Consider the following 18,921-nt stretch of genomic DNA (forward strand, 5'->3'; position numbering starts at 1 on the left):
GCGCGACAAGGTTCGCCGCGCAACGAGGCCCTGCGGGCATCAAAGAATTTGGGCCGTGCCATACGGCGACGATGACGCCTCAGTCACCCTCAGAGCCGTATCGAGAAGAAGATGCTTTGGACGACACGGCCAGGCCAGCGGCGCATGGCCGGGATATTCAACCGACAGGTCATCGAGATTGAGGACTGCATCGCGGGGCTGAACAGCTGCTTCGCTCTCGATACCTCTGTCACTTAAGCTGAGGGGCATTCGGTCTGGGGCAAGGGAAACCCGGCCATCGGTCCATTTGTCAAACGGAACCGTAAGACCGGGCTTTTTTCTGCCCTGGGGTCAGGCCGAGATATCGACCTCGACATCGAGGAAGGGCGCGTATTGCTGCGCGCCGAAGATGTCGCCGTCGCCCGCGCTGCCCGAAGGGCGTTCGCGCAGGATGGTGAACTTGATCGCGTAGGCCGGATCATATTCGACGAAGTCGGTCAGCCGGGCGGGATCGACGTTCAGCGTCCGGCAGACGCTTTCTCGCGTCAGCACCCCGGACCGTTTGACCATCTCGTAGGTGTCACGCTCGCGGAAGATGATGTCGAAGGTGATCTTGTCGGTGCCAGCGTTCTTCGATCGGATGGTCTTGGCCAGATCGGACAGTTTTTTACGGGTGTTCATGGCGTGCCTCAGCCGACAACTTCGGTATGGGTGGGGAAGAGCTCCAGCGGGTCGCCGACCGACATGGTGTGGTTGAGCGTCCAGCGATAGGCGGGGCTGGCCGGCATCACCTCGTCGAGCACGAAGGAGACACCGCCGGCGGTGCCTTTCACGTCGGGCAGACGCGCGTAGAACATCTGCCGCGTGCCCGTCATGCAGACCTCCTCGGCCATCTCGCGGGTGGGCGCCACGCCCTGCACCACGACGCAGAGCTCGTGTCCGGGCTTGTCCTTCAGCGGCTCCATGTCGCCCATCACGCCGTTGCGGCCGAAGACGCTGTAATGCAGTTTCCAGCCGGTCGGGCCAAAGCGCTCCTCGGTCTGCTTGCGCGCCCAGTCGATCACCGCGTCGACATTGGCGATGGTATAAGGATCGCGGATGCCCGCCATGCCGACGAACCGTTCGCCTACCTTGCCCGAGCCCTCCAGCTTGACCCGGAAATCCTCGGCTGGAACGAATTCCATGCCTGTAACGCGGGTCGTGCGGTCGGTGACCTGCTCGTAGCGGCAGTTCGTCATGTCGAGCAGGCCGCCCGCGACATATTCGTGGAAAGGGTTCGAGCGTTCATACATCGCGTGCCCGGCCACGGATGCGACGGTGCAGCGCTGCCAGGGCGCCATCGCCGTCACCGAAACCGAGTCCTGCGTGATCTCGCCCATCACGGTTTCCTTGGCGCCGTAGGGCTCGGCGCAGAACGAGGCGCATTCCAGCACCTTGCCAAGGTAGTAGCTCTGCGCCTCGGGGAAGCCCTTGAAGAGCGCGCAGGCGGCAAAGATCGCGCTGTCCGAAGACCGACCGCCGATGATGACATCGCAGCCCTCCTCCAGCAGCCGAACGAAGGGATGCACGCCAGCCATGGCGACGACCCGCGAGGTCGCGTCGAGTTCTTCTTCGGAGAGGTCCTCGCGGGCATCGAGCCCTCGGATGGATGATCCGCCGCGGATCTTGGCGCGGACGAGTTCCCGGTCGACCTCGGAATAGAACCAGCCCAGCTTGAAGGGCGCGAGTCCGTGGCGCGCGGCGAGGTCGCGGATGATCTGCACGTACATGTCGACGCGGCTGTTCGAGCCGGTGTCCCCGGCCGAGCCGATCAGCATCGGGACGCCGATGCGCCGCGCAGCCAGCAGCATTTCCTCGAGGTCGTGCTCCTGCCAGGCGCGCGGGCTCGCGCAGCTGTCATTGCCGAGCGGCACGGGGCCGATGTCGTCGCTACCCGAGTCGGCGGCGATGAAATCGGGGCGGGTTTCCACCGCCAGGCGGAAACTCTCGGTCTTGAGCGGGGCAAAGCCCAGATGCCCGTTCGGGCAGATGATCCGGATGGACGACATGACTTCCTCTCGCGCTGGGCGTCTTGCCCTTCCTTATGCGCAATCCGTGCCAGAACGGCGGGCGTTTTGCCGGGCGGGGAAAGGCCCGTCACGGGCGAGATGCGCGAAATGCGCGCAAAGGTGTGGAGATCGCGCGGCGTCGCCGGTTCAGGGCTTCAGCAGCCCGAGCTTGATCATCTGGTGGCGCAGGGCGTGGCGTGACAATCCCAACAGGCGCGCGGCCTCGCCGGGGTTGTCGCCCGCGGTCGACATCGCCCGGCCGATCAGCTCGCGCTGAAAGGCCTCGGTGGCGGCGTGGTAGTCGGTGGGGTCGTCCGTGGGCGCCGGGACGAGGGTGCGATCCGCGGGACCCGCGGCGTTGCGCAGGATCCGGTCGGGCAAGTGGCGCGGCAGGATCTCGTTCTCTTCCTCGAGGATGAAGATCCGCTCCAGCAGGTTCTCGAGTTCGCGCACGTTGCCGGGCCAGGGATAGCGCAACAGGATCTGCTCGGTTTCCGGTGCCAGCCCGGTGACCGAACGGCCATAGGCGCGGTTGAAGCGGGCGATGAAGTGCCGCGCCAGCGTCAACACGTCGTCGCCCCGGTCGCGCAGGGCGGGCAGGTTCACAGCCACCACCTGAAGCCGGTAGTAAAGGTCTTCGCGGAACCGACCCGAGGTCACCTCGGACAGCAGCACCTTGTTGGTGGCGGCGATGAAGCGCACGTCGACCTTGACCGGCTTCACCGCACCCACGCGGCGGAATTGCTGGGTGTCCAGCAGGCTGAGCAGCTTGGCTTGCAGGGTCAGGTCCATCTCGCGGATCTCGTCGAGAAAGACGGTGCCTTGGTTTGCGGCCTCGACCAGCCCTAGCTTGCGGTCGATGGCGCCGGTGAAGGCGCCTTTCTCATGCCCGAACAACTCGGATTCCAGCAGGTTTGCCGGCAGTGCCGCGCAGTTTATGTCGACAAAATCGCGCGCCGCGCGGGTCGAGACCTGGTGAATCATCCGCGCCACGAGGCCCTTGCCGGTGCCGGTCTCGCCGTAGATCAGGACAGTGCGGGTCGGGCTTCGGCCGACCTTGTTCACCAGCCTGCGCAATGAGTCGATGGCCGGGGAATTGCCGACCAGTTCATTGCTGTAATCCGCCATGCCGCCTTTCCGGTCGCCCGCGCCGCTCAGCGGCAGGGCGTCATGACCTGCCAGCGTCCGAGGCAGGGCGTGCCTTCGCTGATCTCCATTCCCCCGACCCTACACGAATAAATGGCCGAGGAAATTGTCTCGGCGCCGTCACCACCCTCGCCATGCTGGCAGATCGGGGCGGCATCCGGGCCGGGATGCGTGGCCATCAGGTCTCGGGCAGCAGCAGCTGTCCAGTCCCGGCCGAGCAGGACCCGCGCCAAGTGGTCGAACCGGGCCTGCGAGTTTCCGGCGATCCGGTCGCCAGCGGCGCCCAGCGTTTCGTCGCGGGTCTCCGTCGCGGTGTAATGGTTGGTGCGCCATTGCAGACCACCCTCGGCAATCGCCGGGCTATGGGCCGAAAGTTCGACCGAGGCTGTCGCCCCGCCCCGATCCGCCATCACCAGCGTGCCGCCACCCGCATGCGGCAGGCTTCGGATCATTGCCAGGGCCTCGGCCACCGTCGCGGCGCGGGCAAGCAGGCGCGGCAGCAGGAAGTAGCGCAGCCAGCCGACGCGGTGCCGGTTGACCGCCACTTGCGTGTCGGCCACGGCCAGCCCCGCCGCGTTGATCCCCGAGGACCAGGCCGCAAGACTGCCGAGGCTGCCAAGGCTCAGGATCTGCCCGGTCGCAATGTCCGGTCCCTCGTGGCGCAGCACGCACTGGATGCCCAGGTGACGGCCGGAATAGTCGCGGTTCTTGAACACCAGCGGCCCCTCGGGACCGTCGTTGACGGCCACTGCGCTGCACCCGTCTATCAGTGTGGCGCCGCCCTTCATGTCGCGCAGCGTGCCCAGGTGCAGATGCGCGAAAAGGTCCGGTTCTGGCAAGGCGAAGGCATCGGCGATGCCGCGCAGCTCGGCGAGGCTCTCGGGATCATGCGCCTCGTGAAAGGCGCGCTGCGCCGCGAGGTAGTCCTGGGCCGCTGCGTCGATCAGCCCTTCCGCGCGGGCCTGTTCCACCCGGGCCACGGTCGCCGCGCGCAGCGTCTCGACCGGGACCGCGCCCTGCTGGGCAAGTCCGCGTTCGTATGCGGTGCCGCGCGCGGTGACCTCGATCATCGCACAGGTTCCAGCAGGCTGAGGTTCCCGTCCAGACGGTGACAGGCTGCGACATGGCCCGGCCCGACGCCCCGGCTTTCCGGCGGCCGTTCCGCGCAGGCGGGAATGGCCAGCGGGCAACGGGTGTGGAACTTGCATCCCTTCGGCGGCTTCAGCGGCGACGGCAGATCGCCCTGCAGCCGCACCCGCGCCTTATCGCGCCGGGGGCCGACCTCGGGCACCGCCGACAGCAGGCTTTGCGTGTAGGGATGGCGCGGGTTGTCTAGCACCTCGGCGACCGGGCCGGTCTCGACGATCTCGCCGAGATACATCACCGCGACCCGGTCAGCGAGGTAGCCGATCACCGAGATGTCGTGGCTGATGAACAGGTAGGTCAGGCCGAACTCGCGTTTCAACTCCAGCAGCAGCGCGATGATCTGCGCCTGGATCGACACGTCCAGCGCCGAGACCGGCTCGTCGCAGACGATGAAATCCGGGTTCGACACCAGCGCCCGGGCGATGCCGATGCGCTGCCGCTGGCCGCCCGAGAACTGGTGCGGATAGCGGTCGAGCTGGCTGGCCCTCAGGCCCACGCGTTCTAGAACACGGGCGGTGATCGCGCGCGCCTCCTCGCCGCTGGCGATCCCGTGCAGCGCCAAGGGCAGCCCCACGATCTCGGCCACGGTGCGGCGCGGGTTCAGGCTGGCATATGGATCCTGAAAGATGATCTGCATCCGCCGCCGCATCGCCTTCAGGTCCGGTGCGGCCAGCGCGGTCACATCCGTGCCGTCGAAGGTCACGCGCCCCGAGGTCGGCTCATGCAGGCGCAGGATCGCCCGGCCGAGCGTGGACTTGCCGCAGCCGGATTCGCCGATCAGGCCCAGCACCTCGCCCTTGGCGACGGTGAGGGAGACATCGTTCACCGCCCGCACGACGCTGCGAGGGGTGCCGACAAGGCGCTGCGCCAGCGAGCGGCGCGCCTCGTAATGCTTGGAAAGACCGTCGACCTGAAGCAGGGTCATGCCATCTCCTCCAGCCGCAGGCAGCGGGAGCGGCGGCCCGGCCCGGCATCGCGCATCGGCACCTCGACCAGGCATTGGGGTTGCGCCAGCGGGCAGCGTGAATGGAACCGGCACTGCGGCGGCAGGCCCACGAGGTCCGGCACCTGCCCCATGATCGGGGTCAGCGGCTGGCCGCGCAGCGCGGGCCGCGGGATCGAGGCCAGCAAGCCGCGGGTGTAGGGGTGACACGGCGCGCCGATCACCTGGTCGGTCGGCCCTTCCTCGACCACCTGCCCGGCATACATCACCATGACACGATCGCAATGCTCGGCCACCACGCCAAGGTCGTGCGTAATGAGGACTACCGCCATGCCCAGCCGCGCGCGGATGTCCGAGATCAGCTCCAGCACCTGCGCCTGGATCGTCACGTCGAGCGCTGTGGTAGGTTCGTCGGCGATCAGCAGCTTGGGCCGGCAGGCCAGCGCGATGGCGATCATGATGCGCTGACGCATCCCCCCCGAGAACTCGTGCGGATATTGCCGCAGCCGCGCCTCGGGCGAAGGGATGCCGACAAGGCCCAGCATCTCGACCGAGCGGTCGCGGATCGCGGTGCGGCGGGCCGTGCGGCCAGTCGGCAGCGTCTCGTCATGCGCCTCCAGCACTTCGGCCAGCTGTTCGCCCACGGTCAGCGCGGGGTTCAGCGCGGTCAGCGCGTCCTGCATCGTCATCGCGATGTCGCGGCCGCGGATGGCCCTCATCTCCTCGCGCGACAGATCGCGCAGGTTCCGCCCGTCGAAGAAGATCGCGCCTTGCGTGACCTGCCCCGGCGACCGGACCAGGCCCATGACGCTGGAAAAGGTCACCGACTTGCCCGAGCCGCTTTCGCCGACGACACCCAGGCATTCGCCGCGCGAGACCTTCAGGCTGACCCCGTCCACCGCCCGGACCAGCCCGGCGCGGGCGTGGAACTCGGTGTGCAGGTTGCTGACCTCGAGAAGCACGGTCATTCGCTGAACCTCGGGTCGAAGGCGTCGCGCAGGCCCTGGCTGGCGACGTTGATCGCAAGCACCAGCAGCAGGATGGCGAGGCCCGGGAACGTCGAGACCCACCAGGATTCGAGGATAAAGGCGCGGCCGTCCGACACCATGCTGCCCCAGCTGGCGGTGGGCGGCTGTACGCCCAACCCGAGGAAGGACAGCGAGGCCTCGAGGATGATGACGTTGGCCATGCGGATGGTCGAAACCACGATGACCGGCGACAGGATGTTGGGCAGAATCTCGCGCCACATGATGTGGCGGGGACCGGCGCCCAGCGCCCGTGCTGCCTCGACGTATTCCAGTTCGCGCACGGCCAGCGTCTCGCCACGCACAACGCGGCAGGGAATGACCCATTCCTTGTAGGCCAGCGCCAGCACGATGTTCACCAGGCCCGGCCCCATCATGGCCATCAGGCCGATGGCGAAGATCAGGTAGGGAAAGCCCAGCAGGATATCGACGATCCGCCCGATCACAACATCGACCCAGCCGCGGAAATAGCCTGCGGCGAGCCCGGCGAGGATGCCCACGCCGGTGGCAAGCAGGATGACCGCGATACCGATGAAGATCGAGATCCGCGCGCCGTAGATGATGCGGGACAGGATATCGCGCCCCAGACCGTCGCAACCCAGCGGAAAGGCCCAGTCGCCGCCCTCGATCCAGGCCGGCGGTTGCAGGCGGCGGAAAAGGTCGGTGGCGTTGGGGTCCTGCGGCGCGATCAGCGGCGCCGCGACAGCCATCACGACGAAAAGCAGCACGACCAGCGCGGAGGCCACGGCGAGCCGGTTGCGCCGGAACTCGCGCAGGTTCCTACGGAAGAGCGAGTCCGCGGCGGGCGCGGACGTGGGCGCAAGTGCCGCGTCGGTCACAGCTTCACCCTCGGGTTGAGCACGGTATAGAGGATGTCGGCGACGAAGTTCAGCAGGACGTAGGTGATCGCGTAGAGCAGCACCGCCGCCTGGACCAGCGGGTAGTTCCGCAGGAAGATGCTTTCGACCACCAGCCGCCCGAGACCGGGCCAACCGAAGACCGTCTCGACGATCATGTTGCCGCCCAGCAGGCTGCCGGTCTCGATCGCGGCGACCGAGACGGTCGGGATCAGCGCGTTCTTCAGCGCGTGGCGGAAGATCACGCGGCGGTGCGACAGGCCCTTGGCCTCGGCGAAGGTGATGTAGTCCTGCCGCATGACCTCGAGCATCGAGGCGCGGGTCACCCGCATCAGGATGGCGGTCATCGGCAGGCCGAGGGTGATCGCCGGCAGGATCAGGTAGCGCAGCGCCTCGCCGAAAGCGGCGAAGTCACCGGCCAGCAGTGTGTCGATCAGCAGGAAGCCGGTGACCGTCGGCACCTCGCTAGCATAGCCGATGCGGCCCGAGACCGGCAGGATTTGCAGGTGTACGGCAAATAGCATGATCAGCAGGATCCCGAACCAGAACCCCGGCAGGGACACGCCCAGCAGCGAGCCGACCGTCGCCAGCCGGTCGAAGATGGAATTCTTTCGGATCGCCGCCAGCACGCCCAGCGGAATGGCGGTGGCCAGCGCCACGATCAGCGCCACCAGAGACAGCTCGATGGTGGCCGGCAGCCGCTCGGCTATCACGTCCGCCACCGGGCGGCCGTGGTAGAAGCTCTGGCCGAAGTCGAACTGCACCGCGTTGGCAATGAACAGGAAGAACCGTTCCACCATCGGCCGGTCGAGGCCGAGGTCGCGGCGCAGTTCGGCCTCTTGCTCCGGCGTGATCGCCTGTTCGCCGACCATGATCTGCACCGGGTCGCCCGGGGTCAGCGCCAGCATCACGAAGACGATGAGGCTGACCCCAAGCAGTACGGGGATAAGCTGGATAAGGCGCTCCAGCAGCTTTCCGAGGCTCATACCCGTTCCTCCCGGTTCCGGTCCGGCCTGGTCAGTTCAGGCAGGCGTCGTGCAGGTTGATGCGGCTGTCGGCGCTTGGCTGCCAGCCGGTGACGCGCTTGGACACGCCGTAGATGTCCTTGGGGACCCAGAGGTAGACGTAGGGCTGGTCGGCGTTGATCATCATCTCGGCTTCCCGGTACATGCCGCGGCGCTTGTCCACGTCGAGCTCGACCGCGGCGGCATCCAGCAGCGCGTCGAGCGCGGCGTTGGCATACCCGGCCGAGTTGCCCCGGTCGTTGGTGCGGTGCGTCGGCGTGAAGATGTCGAACGGATCGAGCGAGCCGTTGCCCCAGCTGGTGAAGAACATGTCGCCGCTCTTGGGCGCGCCCTTGGTGCGCCACTTGTCGGACAGCTGAGCGCCTTCGCCCACGGTCACGGTGGTGCGGATGCCGGCGTTGGTCAGCATCGAGGCGATGGCCTCGGCGGTGTCCTTGAACGCGCCCTCGGTGTCCATCGTCACGTCGATGCCATCGGGAAATCCTGCCTCGGCCAGCAACGCCTTGGCCTGCTCGGGGTCGTAGCCCACCTTGGGCAGTTCGCTGGAGCCGAAGGCGTCGGGCGACAGGATCCCGTCGATCGGCGCGGCGTTGCCGCCCAGGATCTTGTCGATGATCAGCTGCTTGTCGATCGCCATTGCGGCGGCCTGGCGCACCTTCACGTCGTCGAAGTATTCGCCTTCCATGTTCATCGCGATGAAGAAGCTGCGGGTTCCGTTCACGGTCATCACCTGCGTGCCGTCGTTCGCCTCGACCTGCTTGATCGAGAAGGCGGGCAGTTCATTGATGATGTGGACCTCGCCGGCAAGCAGCGCTGCGACTCGGCTGGCGCTCTCCGGGATGATCTTGAAGATCACGCGGTCCACGCAAGCCGGCCCGACCGGAGGAATGTCGGTCGCACCGCCGTAGTAGTCGTCGAACCGTTCGAGGATGACGGCGTCTCCCTTGCGCCATTCCGCCAGTTTGAAGGGTCCGGTGCCGTTGACCTGGGTCGCGAGCCCCTCGTCGCCGACCTTCTCGACGAAGGCCTTGAACACGATCTGCTGGTTCGGCAGCATCGCGGGCAGGATCGGCCAGGGTTCCGAGAGCGTGATGCGCACCGTGTCCGGCGCAGTGACGTCGACCGAGGCGACCGGCCCCATCAGGCCCTTGCGGGGGCTGGTCTGGCCACCCATCGCGCCGTCGACGGTGATCCGGTCGAGCGTGAATTTGACGTCTTCGGCCGTCATCGTGCTGCCGTCGTGAAACTTGATGCCGGAGCGGATCTTGAAATCGTATTCGGTTGGCGAGACCTGGGTGATCGACTCGGCGATCTCGGGGACGACCACCATGTTGGCGTCCCGCGTCACGAGGCCATCATACATGTTGCGGATGATTGTTTCGGTTTCGCGCTTGCGGTGGTTGGCGGGATCGAGCGTGTCGGCATCCAGCGTGAAGCCGACGATCAGGTCCGCGGCGCTCGCGGCGACGGGAACGAGGGCTGGAGCGGCGACCAGTGCGGTAGCCATCAACAGTCGGGGTAGTGCCTTCATATCGAAATCTCCCTTGTGATCATGCCCCGTTTTCTTTTGGGTGCTTTGGTCCGGTTGGCTTGGACACCCTTTCAGTATGCACAAGGCGTGCCATGCGCCCTCTGCCCGTCATGTCGCGCATTGGCGACCGCTGGAGACGAGCATGCGTGAACTTCACGCGCCCGCGCGGAGACCTCACGCGCGCCGCCGCGCCGCGCGGGGCGGGATTCCCGCAAGGCCGCGATACTTGGCCACGGTGCGCCGTGCCAGCGCCGCGCCCTCGGGCAGCAGCCGCTCGGCGATGGCTGCATCCGACAGCGGCTGCGCGGGGTCTTCCGCAGCCACGATCTCGCGCATCCGCTCCAACACGGCCTGCACCGACATCGGATCCTCTTGCTGCCGGGCCGCGGGGGCCGACGCGCACATCAGTTCTCGCAGGCACAGCGTGCGGCGGGGCGTCCGCATGTGCAGCGCCGCCGTAACGCGGCTGACGGTGCTGCGGTGCAACCCCGAGGCGGCGGCGAGATCGTTGATCGTCAGCGCCGCCAGCGGGCCCTGCCCGCGCAGATAGGCGTCTTGCCGGCGGATGATCTCGGACGCGATCGCCAGCACCGTCGCGTGACGCCGTTCGAGCGCCTGCACCAGCGACCTCGCCTCGCGCAGCGTCTCGGGCCGGGCAGCGCCCTGCGCCAGGGTCAGCGCTGGGGCAGTCTGCCCGTTCAGTTCGACCAGCCAGCCCTCGCCGTCCCGTCGCAGGATCAGGTCCGGCGGTCGCTCCGACACCGGCGTCTGCGAAAAGGCGGCACCGGGTTTCGGATTCATCTGCCGTAGCGCTCGGGCCATCGTGCGGACCTCCTCGCCCGCGCAGCCGCAAGCCTCGGCCAGAGCCTCGATGTCGCCGGCGGCGAGCAACGGCAAGTGATCCAACATCCGCCCGAACGCCGGCGTCAGCAGGTCTTCTTCCGCCGCCTGCAGCCGCAGGCACTCGGCCAGCGAGCGGGCGAAGAGGCCTGTCGGCTCCGCAGCCTGCAACTGCACCAGTACGGCTTCGGCCCGCGCCACAGGAACCCTCGCCTCGGTGGCAATCTCGGACAAGTCCGCGCCCAGCCAGCCCGAGGGTTCGAGCGCACGCAGAAAGACTTCGGCCAGCGGCCAGTCCGCCTTGTTCCGCACCAGCAGCGGCAGTTGTGCGGTGACGTGGGCGATCAGCCCCGGATCGCCCGCGGCGATCCGGTCGGTATCATACACCGCCGCCCCATACGGCCGGTCCGGAGGTAGACGGGCTGCGCGATTTGTGGGCGGCGCCACCTGCCGCATCAGGTCCAGCCAGGCGCCAGCTTCGGCGGCGGGTACCGCGACGAGGCTCTCGTTCTGCGTCTGGAGGTCGGCGAGCCGGGCCGACAGATCGGTGTTCGACAGGGCCAGAAACCCGATGGCCTGCCGCAGCACCGGCGTCATCGCCAGCACGCCCCGCTGCTTCAGCCCCAGATCGATCCCAACCATGAATTTCGTCTCCGCGGCTCGTTCCCGCACGGGAATGGCCTATGCCCGAGTTCCGGGCTGCGGCTCCCTGAAGGGGCGCCACAGGCCTCGCACGCCCAAGTACCGGAGGAGCGTCGCCTCTGTTGTTCACAGAATGGTCGTGTTTGATCCATCAGGCAACCCCGCACCTCGCGCGTGCGCTCCCACCGCCATGGGCCGGGTAGACGAAAATAAGCGTCCCCCTCTAGGGGTGCGCTCTCCACTTTTTTTGTACCGTCAAGCAATCGGACAATCAAAAATCCAACGCGGTGTTTTTTGTCTAGCTAAGGCCTTGCCAACTTCCTTCACTTGGCGAAGACGCCGCGTTCGAGTAAGCAGGTACTGACAAGTCTGCCGGCAATCCGGAAGGTCCGTGCGCATGCTGCCTCGCTCAATTACACGTGCCTGGATCGAAGAACGCCTCGACGTGATCCATCCCGCTCACGTTGCCGGCTTCGCGACGCTTCTGACGGAACTTCGCGGGCACTTTGACGGCGATCTTGAACTGTTGCTCATCCTTGCATGCATTGCGGCCAAAGTCCAAGGTGAAGATTGGCGGGCGTCATTGTTGCATGGCGAACATCAGGAAACGCGAAATATCCCGACGAATGCCCTGTCCATTGCCCATTTCACCGGGATTCCTCGCGAGAGCGTTCGCCGCCGCATCCAGAAGCTCGAGGAAAAAGGGTGGATCGCGCGCGATGGCGACGGAAACTGGATTCCGACAACCGCTGCGGCGAAAGATCTGCGGCCCGCGACGGAGGCGACAATTACCTACCTGAATGTCGTCATCGGTGCCGCTTCCGAAGCGCACCGAAATCGGCCCGAATAGGCTTCGGGTTATTTGCAACGCGACCGCGGCGATCGCAGCCCACCATGCAAGCGCTGGCCTTCGGTGAGATAAAGGCCTCAACAAGACAAGCTGGGATCGATGGCTTCCGGTCGTTCCGATCGGCACAATGCGGCGGTTCGGTGAACCTTCCGGCAGCCGACAGGGCAAACTTGCAGCCGACGTTTGCCAGTCAAACCGGGACTACCCAGATCGGGTATCGATGCCCTTGTTCGCTCGTTGCCTTCATGATGCCGTGAGGGTGATATGATTCCGGGAGACCAGCATGCGGACGTGGTGGATCGCGCTTACTGTGGCGTTGACAGGTTTGAATGCACCTCTGAGCATCGTGGTATTTCCGGGACCGGCAGCGGCGCAGGGCTTTGCCGGCGTCGATCCCTACACGAACCAGTTGGTCGAACGTGTCTCGATCCGGATATTGAATCCCAGCCCCGACAGCGCCCTGAATTCCCGCGTCCAGGAACAGGTCCGGACCCTTCTGGGTCTGTTCCCGGGCGACCGTTTTTCGGAAGAACAGTTTGCGTTCCAACTTTCTCAGGTCCGAAGGATCAAGGACGTTGCCTCGACGGACTACGAGGTGCAGTTCGGGACCCGTAACGGTCTGGAGATCGTTGTCGATGTCACCTTGGGCGAGGTTCCCGCCGAGGGGCGCGGACTGGCCTTCGGCGGCGATTTCCCCACAATCTACGACAAGAACGGCACATACGTCCGTTTCAAGCTCGACCTGCTCAGCCTCTACTACGCCAACAACAACGCGTGGTACGGACGACCGGATGCAATGCTCGCCGGCAATCCGCTGGTTCAGGGGACGCCTTCCGGCGCGGGCTGGGATCAATGGGTGGAGGCCTATGCACACTATGGCGTGTATGGCATCACGCCCATCAATTCGCAGACCTATCTCTACGGAGGGCTCAGCGCGATCACGGCGGGTTCGTTCGGACAGGAATTGTTCACGGACAAGACGCGTACATTTACGGGCATCGAAGATGCATACGTTGGCATCGTCGGCGGGTCGACAGATGCTCGGGGAAACCGCCTCACCTACAATCTGTCCGTCGGACGCCAGCGCTTCACGCTTGCCGACGGTTTCCTGATCGCCAACACGGCCGCCAATGGCGAGGAACGTGCTGCGCTACAGGCCAATGCACGATGGGCCTCGGATTTCCTGGCGTTGGGACAGGTCGCATACAACGACACGAAATTCGAGCTGTTCTACCTCGACCCGGACGAGTTGCCCGCGATCGACAGCGAAACAACCTACTTCGGAGCCAATTTCGAGACGAAACCCATTGAGGGCCTGACCCTTGGGGCAAGCTACGTGACCTCGCCGAAGTCGAATTTCAGCTACTTCTCGCCCGTTGGCGGCATAGCCGGGACCAGGGAAGGACTTCAGGTTTACGATGCCCGGCTGAGCTACAGCCCGAACCCGCCCGGTCAGCAAGGCCCATTCTTCGGGGCCGAGTACGCGGTTCAACGCAACAAGAACTTCGACATGGACGCGCGCGCCGGCTGGGTCGAGGCCGGCTACAGCTGGCCACAGGCAAAGTGGTCGCCGACGCTCAGTTATCGGCTGTCCAGATTCAGTGGCGATGAACCCACGACCTCGACCTACGAACGCTGGGATCCGATGCTGTCAGGCGGAAACGGCCAGCAGTGGGTGCAGGGCGCCAACCATTTCAAGCTCGTTCAGGATAGCAACGTCGTCGCGCACCGAATCCAGGCGAGCTTTCGGCCGAGCCCGAAGGTGGAGATCGTTCCGCAACTCTGGGCCTTCTACGCGGATCAGGAGAACAACATCGGGGGCAACCCCGCGTTGAGTTTCCTGAACGGGACGGAATATGGATTCGAGGCGAATGTGACTGCGAAGTGGTTCGTAAACCGCAACACCTATGTTCACGGACACCTCGCCTACACGGTTCCGGGCGGCGCCACGAAGGCGGCGCTCGGCGGGGATGCAAAGAACTGGCTGAGCGCCATGGTCTTCATCCGATACGCATTCTGACAAACAAGGGAAAACAGGAATGTACAGAAGAGACTTGTTCAAGGGAATCGGTGGCGCTGCGGCCTTGGGCGGTCTTGCTGCGACGAAAGTTGCGGCAGAAGCACATGCCGAAACGCCGGAGATGGGGCCCTATGCGCAACCGTGGGATCCGGCGGACCCCAACATTCCCGATCGCCGCGACATCGCGCCTATGCCGGACGACTATTTCACGCCGGGCCGGTTCTCCGGCAAGACTGTGATCGTCACGGGCTCGGCTCGTGGCATGGGACTCGGGGCAGTGTGGCGGCTGGCGCGGGAAGGCGCAAATGTCGTCGGTGTGGATTGGCTCGATGAGCAGGGCAAGGCGGCGATGGACGAGGTTGCCGCCGCAGGGTTCAACGTGCGCTTTATCCCGGGAGACGTCAGCGACGATGCTGTCTGCGCGCGCATGGTCGAAGTCGCGGTCCAGGAGTTCGGTGGGGTTGACGCAGCTTTGAACAACGCAGGCGTCATGGACGGAGTGTATTCCGGGGATCCGGTGGATTATCCGTCGCAGAAGGACCTTGTGTTCGCATCGGTTCACGAGGCCACGGAAGCGTACTGGGACAACGTGTTCAAGACCAACGTGAAGGGGGTCTTCCTGTCGATGCGTCACGAATTGCGTCAGATGATCGCGCAGGGACGTGGCGGGTCGATCGTCAACGTGGGTTCGATCGCAGGATTGACCGGGCTTTCGGGCAACCCGGCCTATGTCGCTTCGAAGCACGCAGTCAACGGGCTGACGCGGAATGCGGCCATCGACTATGCGCCCTACGGGATCCGTGTGAACTCGGTCAACATGGCAGCAACCGACACACCGATGGTCGCTCGAGCCGGGGAACTGGTTGCCGCACAAAGCAAGGCAATTGGACCCAACAACCCCGGCATGGGCCGCATCAAGATCAAGTCGATCCAAGCCTACGCCAACCAGACAGCCCGCCCGGCCACGGTCGCAGAACAGGTGAGCATGATGTGCTACCTGCTGTCGCCCGAGGCGGGCAACATGACGGGTGCCACCTACGCAACCGACGGCGGCTGGACGGCATACTGACGTCTGCCGGGGCGTCTCGCCTCGTCGCACGGACCCGGTGGACGGGGCGAGACGTTCTTAAGGCTTCCCGCACCGTCGCATTCGGGCGTGGTCCTTTCGGAGGCGATCCGGCATGCGCGTGACTGCTCGTGGAAAAGCGGAATTGACAGCAGGCACTCTGATGCTGCGTGTTGGGGGCTCTTAATTCAGTTTAAAATCAAAGGCCTAGACAGGAGAAGGTTGGACATCAGGCCCATCCCCTCCGCCATTATACCGATTGCGAACCAGTGACGCCGCCCTGACCGGCACGTATTTTTCCGTGTTATCAAAGGGGTTTGCGTGAACCCACCGAACCTCATAGACGCACCGTCAGGCCGGGCTCAGGCTCAGAATGGCCCTCAGTCTCAGTTTGGGCGAACCTCGCCCTTTGCGGTTCGGCCCTCTTTTCTTACGCCATTTCAATGACCTGACTTCGAACCCCGCCAAAACCCAAAAGCTCGATCCGAACGACGTCGATGGCAACATAGACAGAACACGCAGTAGGCGCGTTGCTCGGGATGCCAGCGTAAACAGACGGATTTCTGGGGTAGGTTCGCTGCCCGTTTTCCTTAGGAATGCGGCCATGGATCGAACTGAGGTCAGCGCTCTCTTTGTGGAACCTTCCCGTCGTTTGCGACGAGGGCCAAGCGGTTTCTCTTTCGTACGTATACACTGATGGAACCGGCACAGTTGCTGACGGTGGACTGCGTAGCAAACAGCGTTCGTTCTCCAAAAACCATGCGGGGTTGATGCCGTTTAGCTGCAAGGCAGCGGCTTGGGTGCTTTGTCGGTGCCACCAATGGGCCTAGCGGCTCAGTATCTGGTCGGATAGCGTCATCAACGAATCTTGCATGAGAAAAACATGATTAATTTTCTGGTTACCGACACGGGTGTCGAACTCGAATATGCAGGGGATCTTGGAACCAATAATCAATGGATCTGGGAGAACCTGAAGAAAGATAACGAAGCGCGTGTATCAAATGCATTCTCGTTCATATCAGCGGATCTGTTAAACCCGCCGTCGGCAACCCAGGATTTTGAGGTCTATAGGTATCGATTTCAGCTTGGTCATTTCGAAAATGATTATGTGAGGATCCCAGGTCGAATTCTCAACAGTAAAAACGACGTATTGATCATTCGTGACGTGAAGCTGAAGCGTTCGATCTTCGTTGCCGAGCGCAACGTATCGATTTTTGGTCGGCTCTCAGAACTCCTGGAGATCTCTGATCCAATCTTGATTGGTGGAAATGGTGCCGACGCCATTCCGTGGGATGTGTTCGAAGAGTTACTGAAGAAATTCCCGAATACCTACGAGCTGAATCGCTATGCCGATGCCCGCGTACACACGATTCTCTCCCAGTATCTGGACGGCATGAAGGACGCGCGCGGTCGATATGAGAGTTACCTCAACAAGAAAGCAACTCTCACCACGGCCAAAGCACTCGATCTCGATGCTTTGAAGAAGCTAGAGATCGAGAAATATGTCTTGATCCGTGATCTTATCCAAGATGCCCTAGCGACAAAAACGAACTGGTCGGAGGGCGATTGGCAGAAGCTCATGCTGTCCTTCCTCCTTCTGCTATTCCCCAAGTACATCAAGGTTCTCGAGAACGTGACGATCCACGATTACTACACTGACCCCGGTCGTAATACTAATCGGTACATCGACATCGCCTTAATCGATTCCAACGGCAACCTCGACATTATTGAGGTCAAAAAACCATTCGAAGACAAGATACTCCGCAAGAGCCAATACCGTGGCAACAGTATCCCGACATCCGAACTGAGCGGCAGTATCATGCAGGCTGAGAAGTATCTTTTCCATCTGTCGAAATGGGGTATCAGAGGCGAAACGACGCTCACCACAAAGTATGCATCCGAACTACCTACTGATATGAAGATCCGCATTTCTAACCCGAAAGCGATTATCATTGTCGGGCGCGATCAAATCGGTGGTGCCAATATGACTGGCAGTCAGTTGCTCGACTTCGAAGTGATCAAGCGCAAGTACGCGAATATGATGGACATCATCACATACGACGACCTTCTGCGCCGCCTCAATAATACGATCGCCGCTCTCGGGGTGATCCGGGGACTAGGACCGCGCTCTAGATCGTTTGATTTCCTGCTGTTTGTCGAGATCGAATTCCAAGAAATGTTCTCTTTTTTAGCATCTGACACTTGTATCGAGCTCCGCTTGGTTTTGGTGAACAAATGCTTGAAGCAGTGTATTCATAGATCCTCTCCAGAATTGAACTCGGCGTCAGTCAAACACGCGCTCCGGTTGCTCGACACACGGCAGTTCCGCGACGCCACAGAGGTCGAAGATCGACAGCACCGTGGGCTCGCGCCGCTGGACCAGACGTTCCAGCACCGACGGCGCAAGCCATGCAAGCCGGATTACGCGGCTGACATAGCGGTCGGAGATTCCTTCCTCTCTGGCGAGATCGGCGATGGTGGTGACGTCGCCGCGCTCCAACCTGCGCCGCCAGTCCCACGCACGGCCGATGGCGCGCAGCAGGCGGGAATCCTGGCCGCGTTCCATGGCGACCTCGATTTCCTTGGGCGGCAGGATGCGGGGGCGGCCGCCGCGATTGCGCAAGGTGAGCGGGATGTGGACGCGGAGGGTTTCTGGCTCTGCCATCACGCCACCTGCGGCTTGGCCGGGGCCATCAGAGCGGCAATCGCGCCCAAGCCCTCATGTCGGAGATCGACCGCCAGCCCGGCGTCGCTGGCGGTGACCCGCGCCACCAAAAGCCTGACCACGCGGGCCTGCTCGGCCGGGATCAACGCCTTCCACATCTCGTCGAACTGGGTGAGCGATGCGCTGATCGCCGCCTCGCCAAGGTCGGGCCGATCCTTGCGCAGGGTCCGCGACACCCGCGCGGCGACCTCCGGCGTGCGCAGCAGACGGCGGATTTCGCCGACAACGGCATCCTCGACCATGCCACCGGGCAGCCGCTGCGGGCCTCGGATCTCGGCCTTAGGCCGTTTCTTGATCGCGTCCATCGACACATAGTAGCGATAGCGCCGCGTGCCTTTCTTGGTGTGGTGCGGGGTCATCGCGACGCCGGTTTCGGTGAAGATCAGCCCGCGCAACAACGCCGGTGAGGGTTCCTTGGCAACGGCAACCCGCTTGACGCGATTGTTCGCGATTACATCATGGACGTCGTCCCACAGCGTCTCGTCTATGATCGCGTCATGCTCGCCCGGGTAGGCCGTGCCCTTGTGCACGGCGAGGCCGCGATAGACCTTGTTGTGCAGGGTCTTGAGGAGCGAGGTCTTGTCATAGGGTCTGCCGGTCTTGGTCAGGATAGCGCGCGCGTCCAACTCGCGGATCACCTCCGCCGTGGAGCTCGACCGGGCATAGAGAGTGAAGATCGTCCGCACCCTCTCGGCCTCGTCCAGGTCCACGATCAGCTTGCGGTCCTTCACGTTGTAGCCCAGCGGCACCGGTCCACCCATCCAGATGCCCTTCTTGCGCGACGCGGCAACCTTATCGCGGATCCGCTCGCCGATGACCTCGCGCTCAAACTGGGCAAAGCTGAGCAGGATGTTCAGCGTTAGCCGCCCCATGGACGTGGTGGTGTTGAAGCTCTGCGTGACGGACACGAAGGTGACGCCGTGCTTGTCGAAGATCTCGACCAGCTTGGAGAAATTGCTCTGACCCCCGATAACTCCTCCATCTGATGCTAGAGTCTGGCCCACGAAGAGGACCGGACCATGAAGAGATTGAAGTTCACTGAGGAACAGATCATCGGCATCCTACGGGAGCAGGAAGC

The 18,921-nt window shown here is 63.7% G+C and carries 14 protein-coding genes and 1 pseudogene; 4 read left to right on the forward strand and 11 right to left on the reverse strand.

What is annotated here, in order from left to right; all coding sequences use genetic code 11:
• Window positions 1–330 precede the first annotated feature (330 nt).
• The 10 genes from KB874_RS17985 to KB874_RS18030 form a co-directional block, all read right to left on the reverse strand.
• A complete protein-coding gene (locus KB874_RS17985; RefSeq protein ID WP_212537944.1) occupies window positions 331–660 on the reverse strand; it encodes a DUF4387 domain-containing protein in 330 nt (109 codons plus the stop codon).
• An 8-nt stretch (window positions 661–668) separates the two neighbouring features.
• Entirely contained in the window at window positions 669–2,027 is a 1,359-nt protein-coding gene (locus tag KB874_RS17990) for an acyclic terpene utilization AtuA family protein (protein ID WP_212537945.1), read from the reverse strand.
• Between the two features lie 147 nt (window positions 2,028–2,174).
• Window positions 2,175–3,155, reverse strand: a complete 981-nt coding sequence (locus tag KB874_RS17995) for a sigma-54 interaction domain-containing protein (RefSeq protein WP_212537946.1) — start codon at window positions 3,153–3,155, stop codon at window positions 2,175–2,177.
• Between the two features lie 26 nt (window positions 3,156–3,181).
• Window positions 3,182–4,243: a C45 family autoproteolytic acyltransferase/hydrolase gene (locus tag KB874_RS18000; protein ID WP_212537947.1), complete on the reverse strand. Its 1,062-nt coding sequence runs from the start codon at window positions 4,241–4,243 to the stop codon at window positions 3,182–3,184.
• The gene (locus tag KB874_RS18005) at window positions 4,240–5,244 is read right to left on the reverse strand and encodes an ABC transporter ATP-binding protein (RefSeq protein ID WP_212537948.1); all 1,005 of its coding nucleotides are present in this window, start codon (window positions 5,242–5,244) and stop codon (window positions 4,240–4,242) included. Before KB874_RS18005 ends, KB874_RS18000 begins: the two co-directional genes overlap by 4 nt.
• Window positions 5,241–6,230 carry an ABC transporter ATP-binding protein gene (locus tag KB874_RS18010; RefSeq protein WP_212537949.1) on the reverse strand — a complete coding sequence of 330 codons (990 nt, stop codon included), beginning with the start codon at window positions 6,228–6,230 and terminating at the stop codon, window positions 5,241–5,243. Before KB874_RS18010 ends, KB874_RS18005 begins: the two co-directional genes overlap by 4 nt.
• Window positions 6,227–7,126: an ABC transporter permease gene (locus tag KB874_RS18015; protein WP_212537950.1), complete on the reverse strand. Its 900-nt coding sequence runs from the start codon at window positions 7,124–7,126 to the stop codon at window positions 6,227–6,229. Before KB874_RS18015 ends, KB874_RS18010 begins: the two co-directional genes overlap by 4 nt.
• Window positions 7,123–8,130: an ABC transporter permease gene (locus tag KB874_RS18020; RefSeq protein ID WP_212537951.1), complete on the reverse strand. Its 1,008-nt coding sequence runs from the start codon at window positions 8,128–8,130 to the stop codon at window positions 7,123–7,125. The genes KB874_RS18015 and KB874_RS18020 overlap by 4 nt, the downstream gene beginning before the upstream one ends.
• Before the next feature lie 31 nt (window positions 8,131–8,161).
• On the reverse strand, window positions 8,162–9,700 hold the full coding sequence (locus KB874_RS18025) for an ABC transporter substrate-binding protein (protein ID WP_212537952.1): 1,539 nt from the start codon (window positions 9,698–9,700) through the stop codon (window positions 8,162–8,164).
• A 174-nt stretch (window positions 9,701–9,874) separates the two neighbouring features.
• Entirely contained in the window at window positions 9,875–11,182 is a 1,308-nt protein-coding gene (locus tag KB874_RS18030) for an RNA polymerase factor sigma-54 (protein ID WP_212537953.1), read from the reverse strand.
• Between the two features lie 391 nt (window positions 11,183–11,573).
• On the opposite strand from KB874_RS18030, the gene KB874_RS18035 reads away from it, so the two are divergent.
• The 4 genes and pseudogenes from KB874_RS18035 to KB874_RS23220 form a co-directional block, all read left to right on the forward strand.
• The gene (locus KB874_RS18035; RefSeq protein ID WP_212537954.1) at window positions 11,574–12,032 is read left to right on the forward strand and encodes a helix-turn-helix domain-containing protein; all 459 of its coding nucleotides are present in this window, start codon (window positions 11,574–11,576) and stop codon (window positions 12,030–12,032) included.
• Window positions 12,033–12,315: 283 nt separating this feature from the next.
• The gene (locus tag KB874_RS18040) at window positions 12,316–14,052 is read left to right on the forward strand and encodes an alginate export family protein (RefSeq protein WP_212537955.1); all 1,737 of its coding nucleotides are present in this window, start codon (window positions 12,316–12,318) and stop codon (window positions 14,050–14,052) included.
• 19 nt (window positions 14,053–14,071) lie between these two features.
• The gene (locus KB874_RS18045) at window positions 14,072–15,121 is read left to right on the forward strand and encodes an SDR family NAD(P)-dependent oxidoreductase (RefSeq protein WP_212537956.1); all 1,050 of its coding nucleotides are present in this window, start codon (window positions 14,072–14,074) and stop codon (window positions 15,119–15,121) included.
• A gap of 1,390 nt (window positions 15,122–16,511) precedes the next feature.
• Window positions 16,512–17,177 (forward strand): annotated as a pseudogene (locus KB874_RS23220) (Shedu immune nuclease family protein); the annotation flags it as partial.
• A 605-nt stretch (window positions 17,178–17,782) separates the two neighbouring features.
• Here KB874_RS23220 and KB874_RS18055 read toward each other — a convergent pair.
• Complete coding sequence (locus tag KB874_RS18055) at window positions 17,783–18,847, reverse strand: recombinase family protein (RefSeq protein ID WP_346346568.1); 1,065 nt, start codon at window positions 18,845–18,847, stop codon at window positions 17,783–17,785.
• Window positions 18,848–18,921 lie beyond the last annotated feature (74 nt).

Source organism: Thetidibacter halocola (genome assembly GCF_018224955.1).
GTDB lineage: Bacteria > Pseudomonadota > Alphaproteobacteria > Rhodobacterales > Rhodobacteraceae > Thetidibacter > Thetidibacter halocola.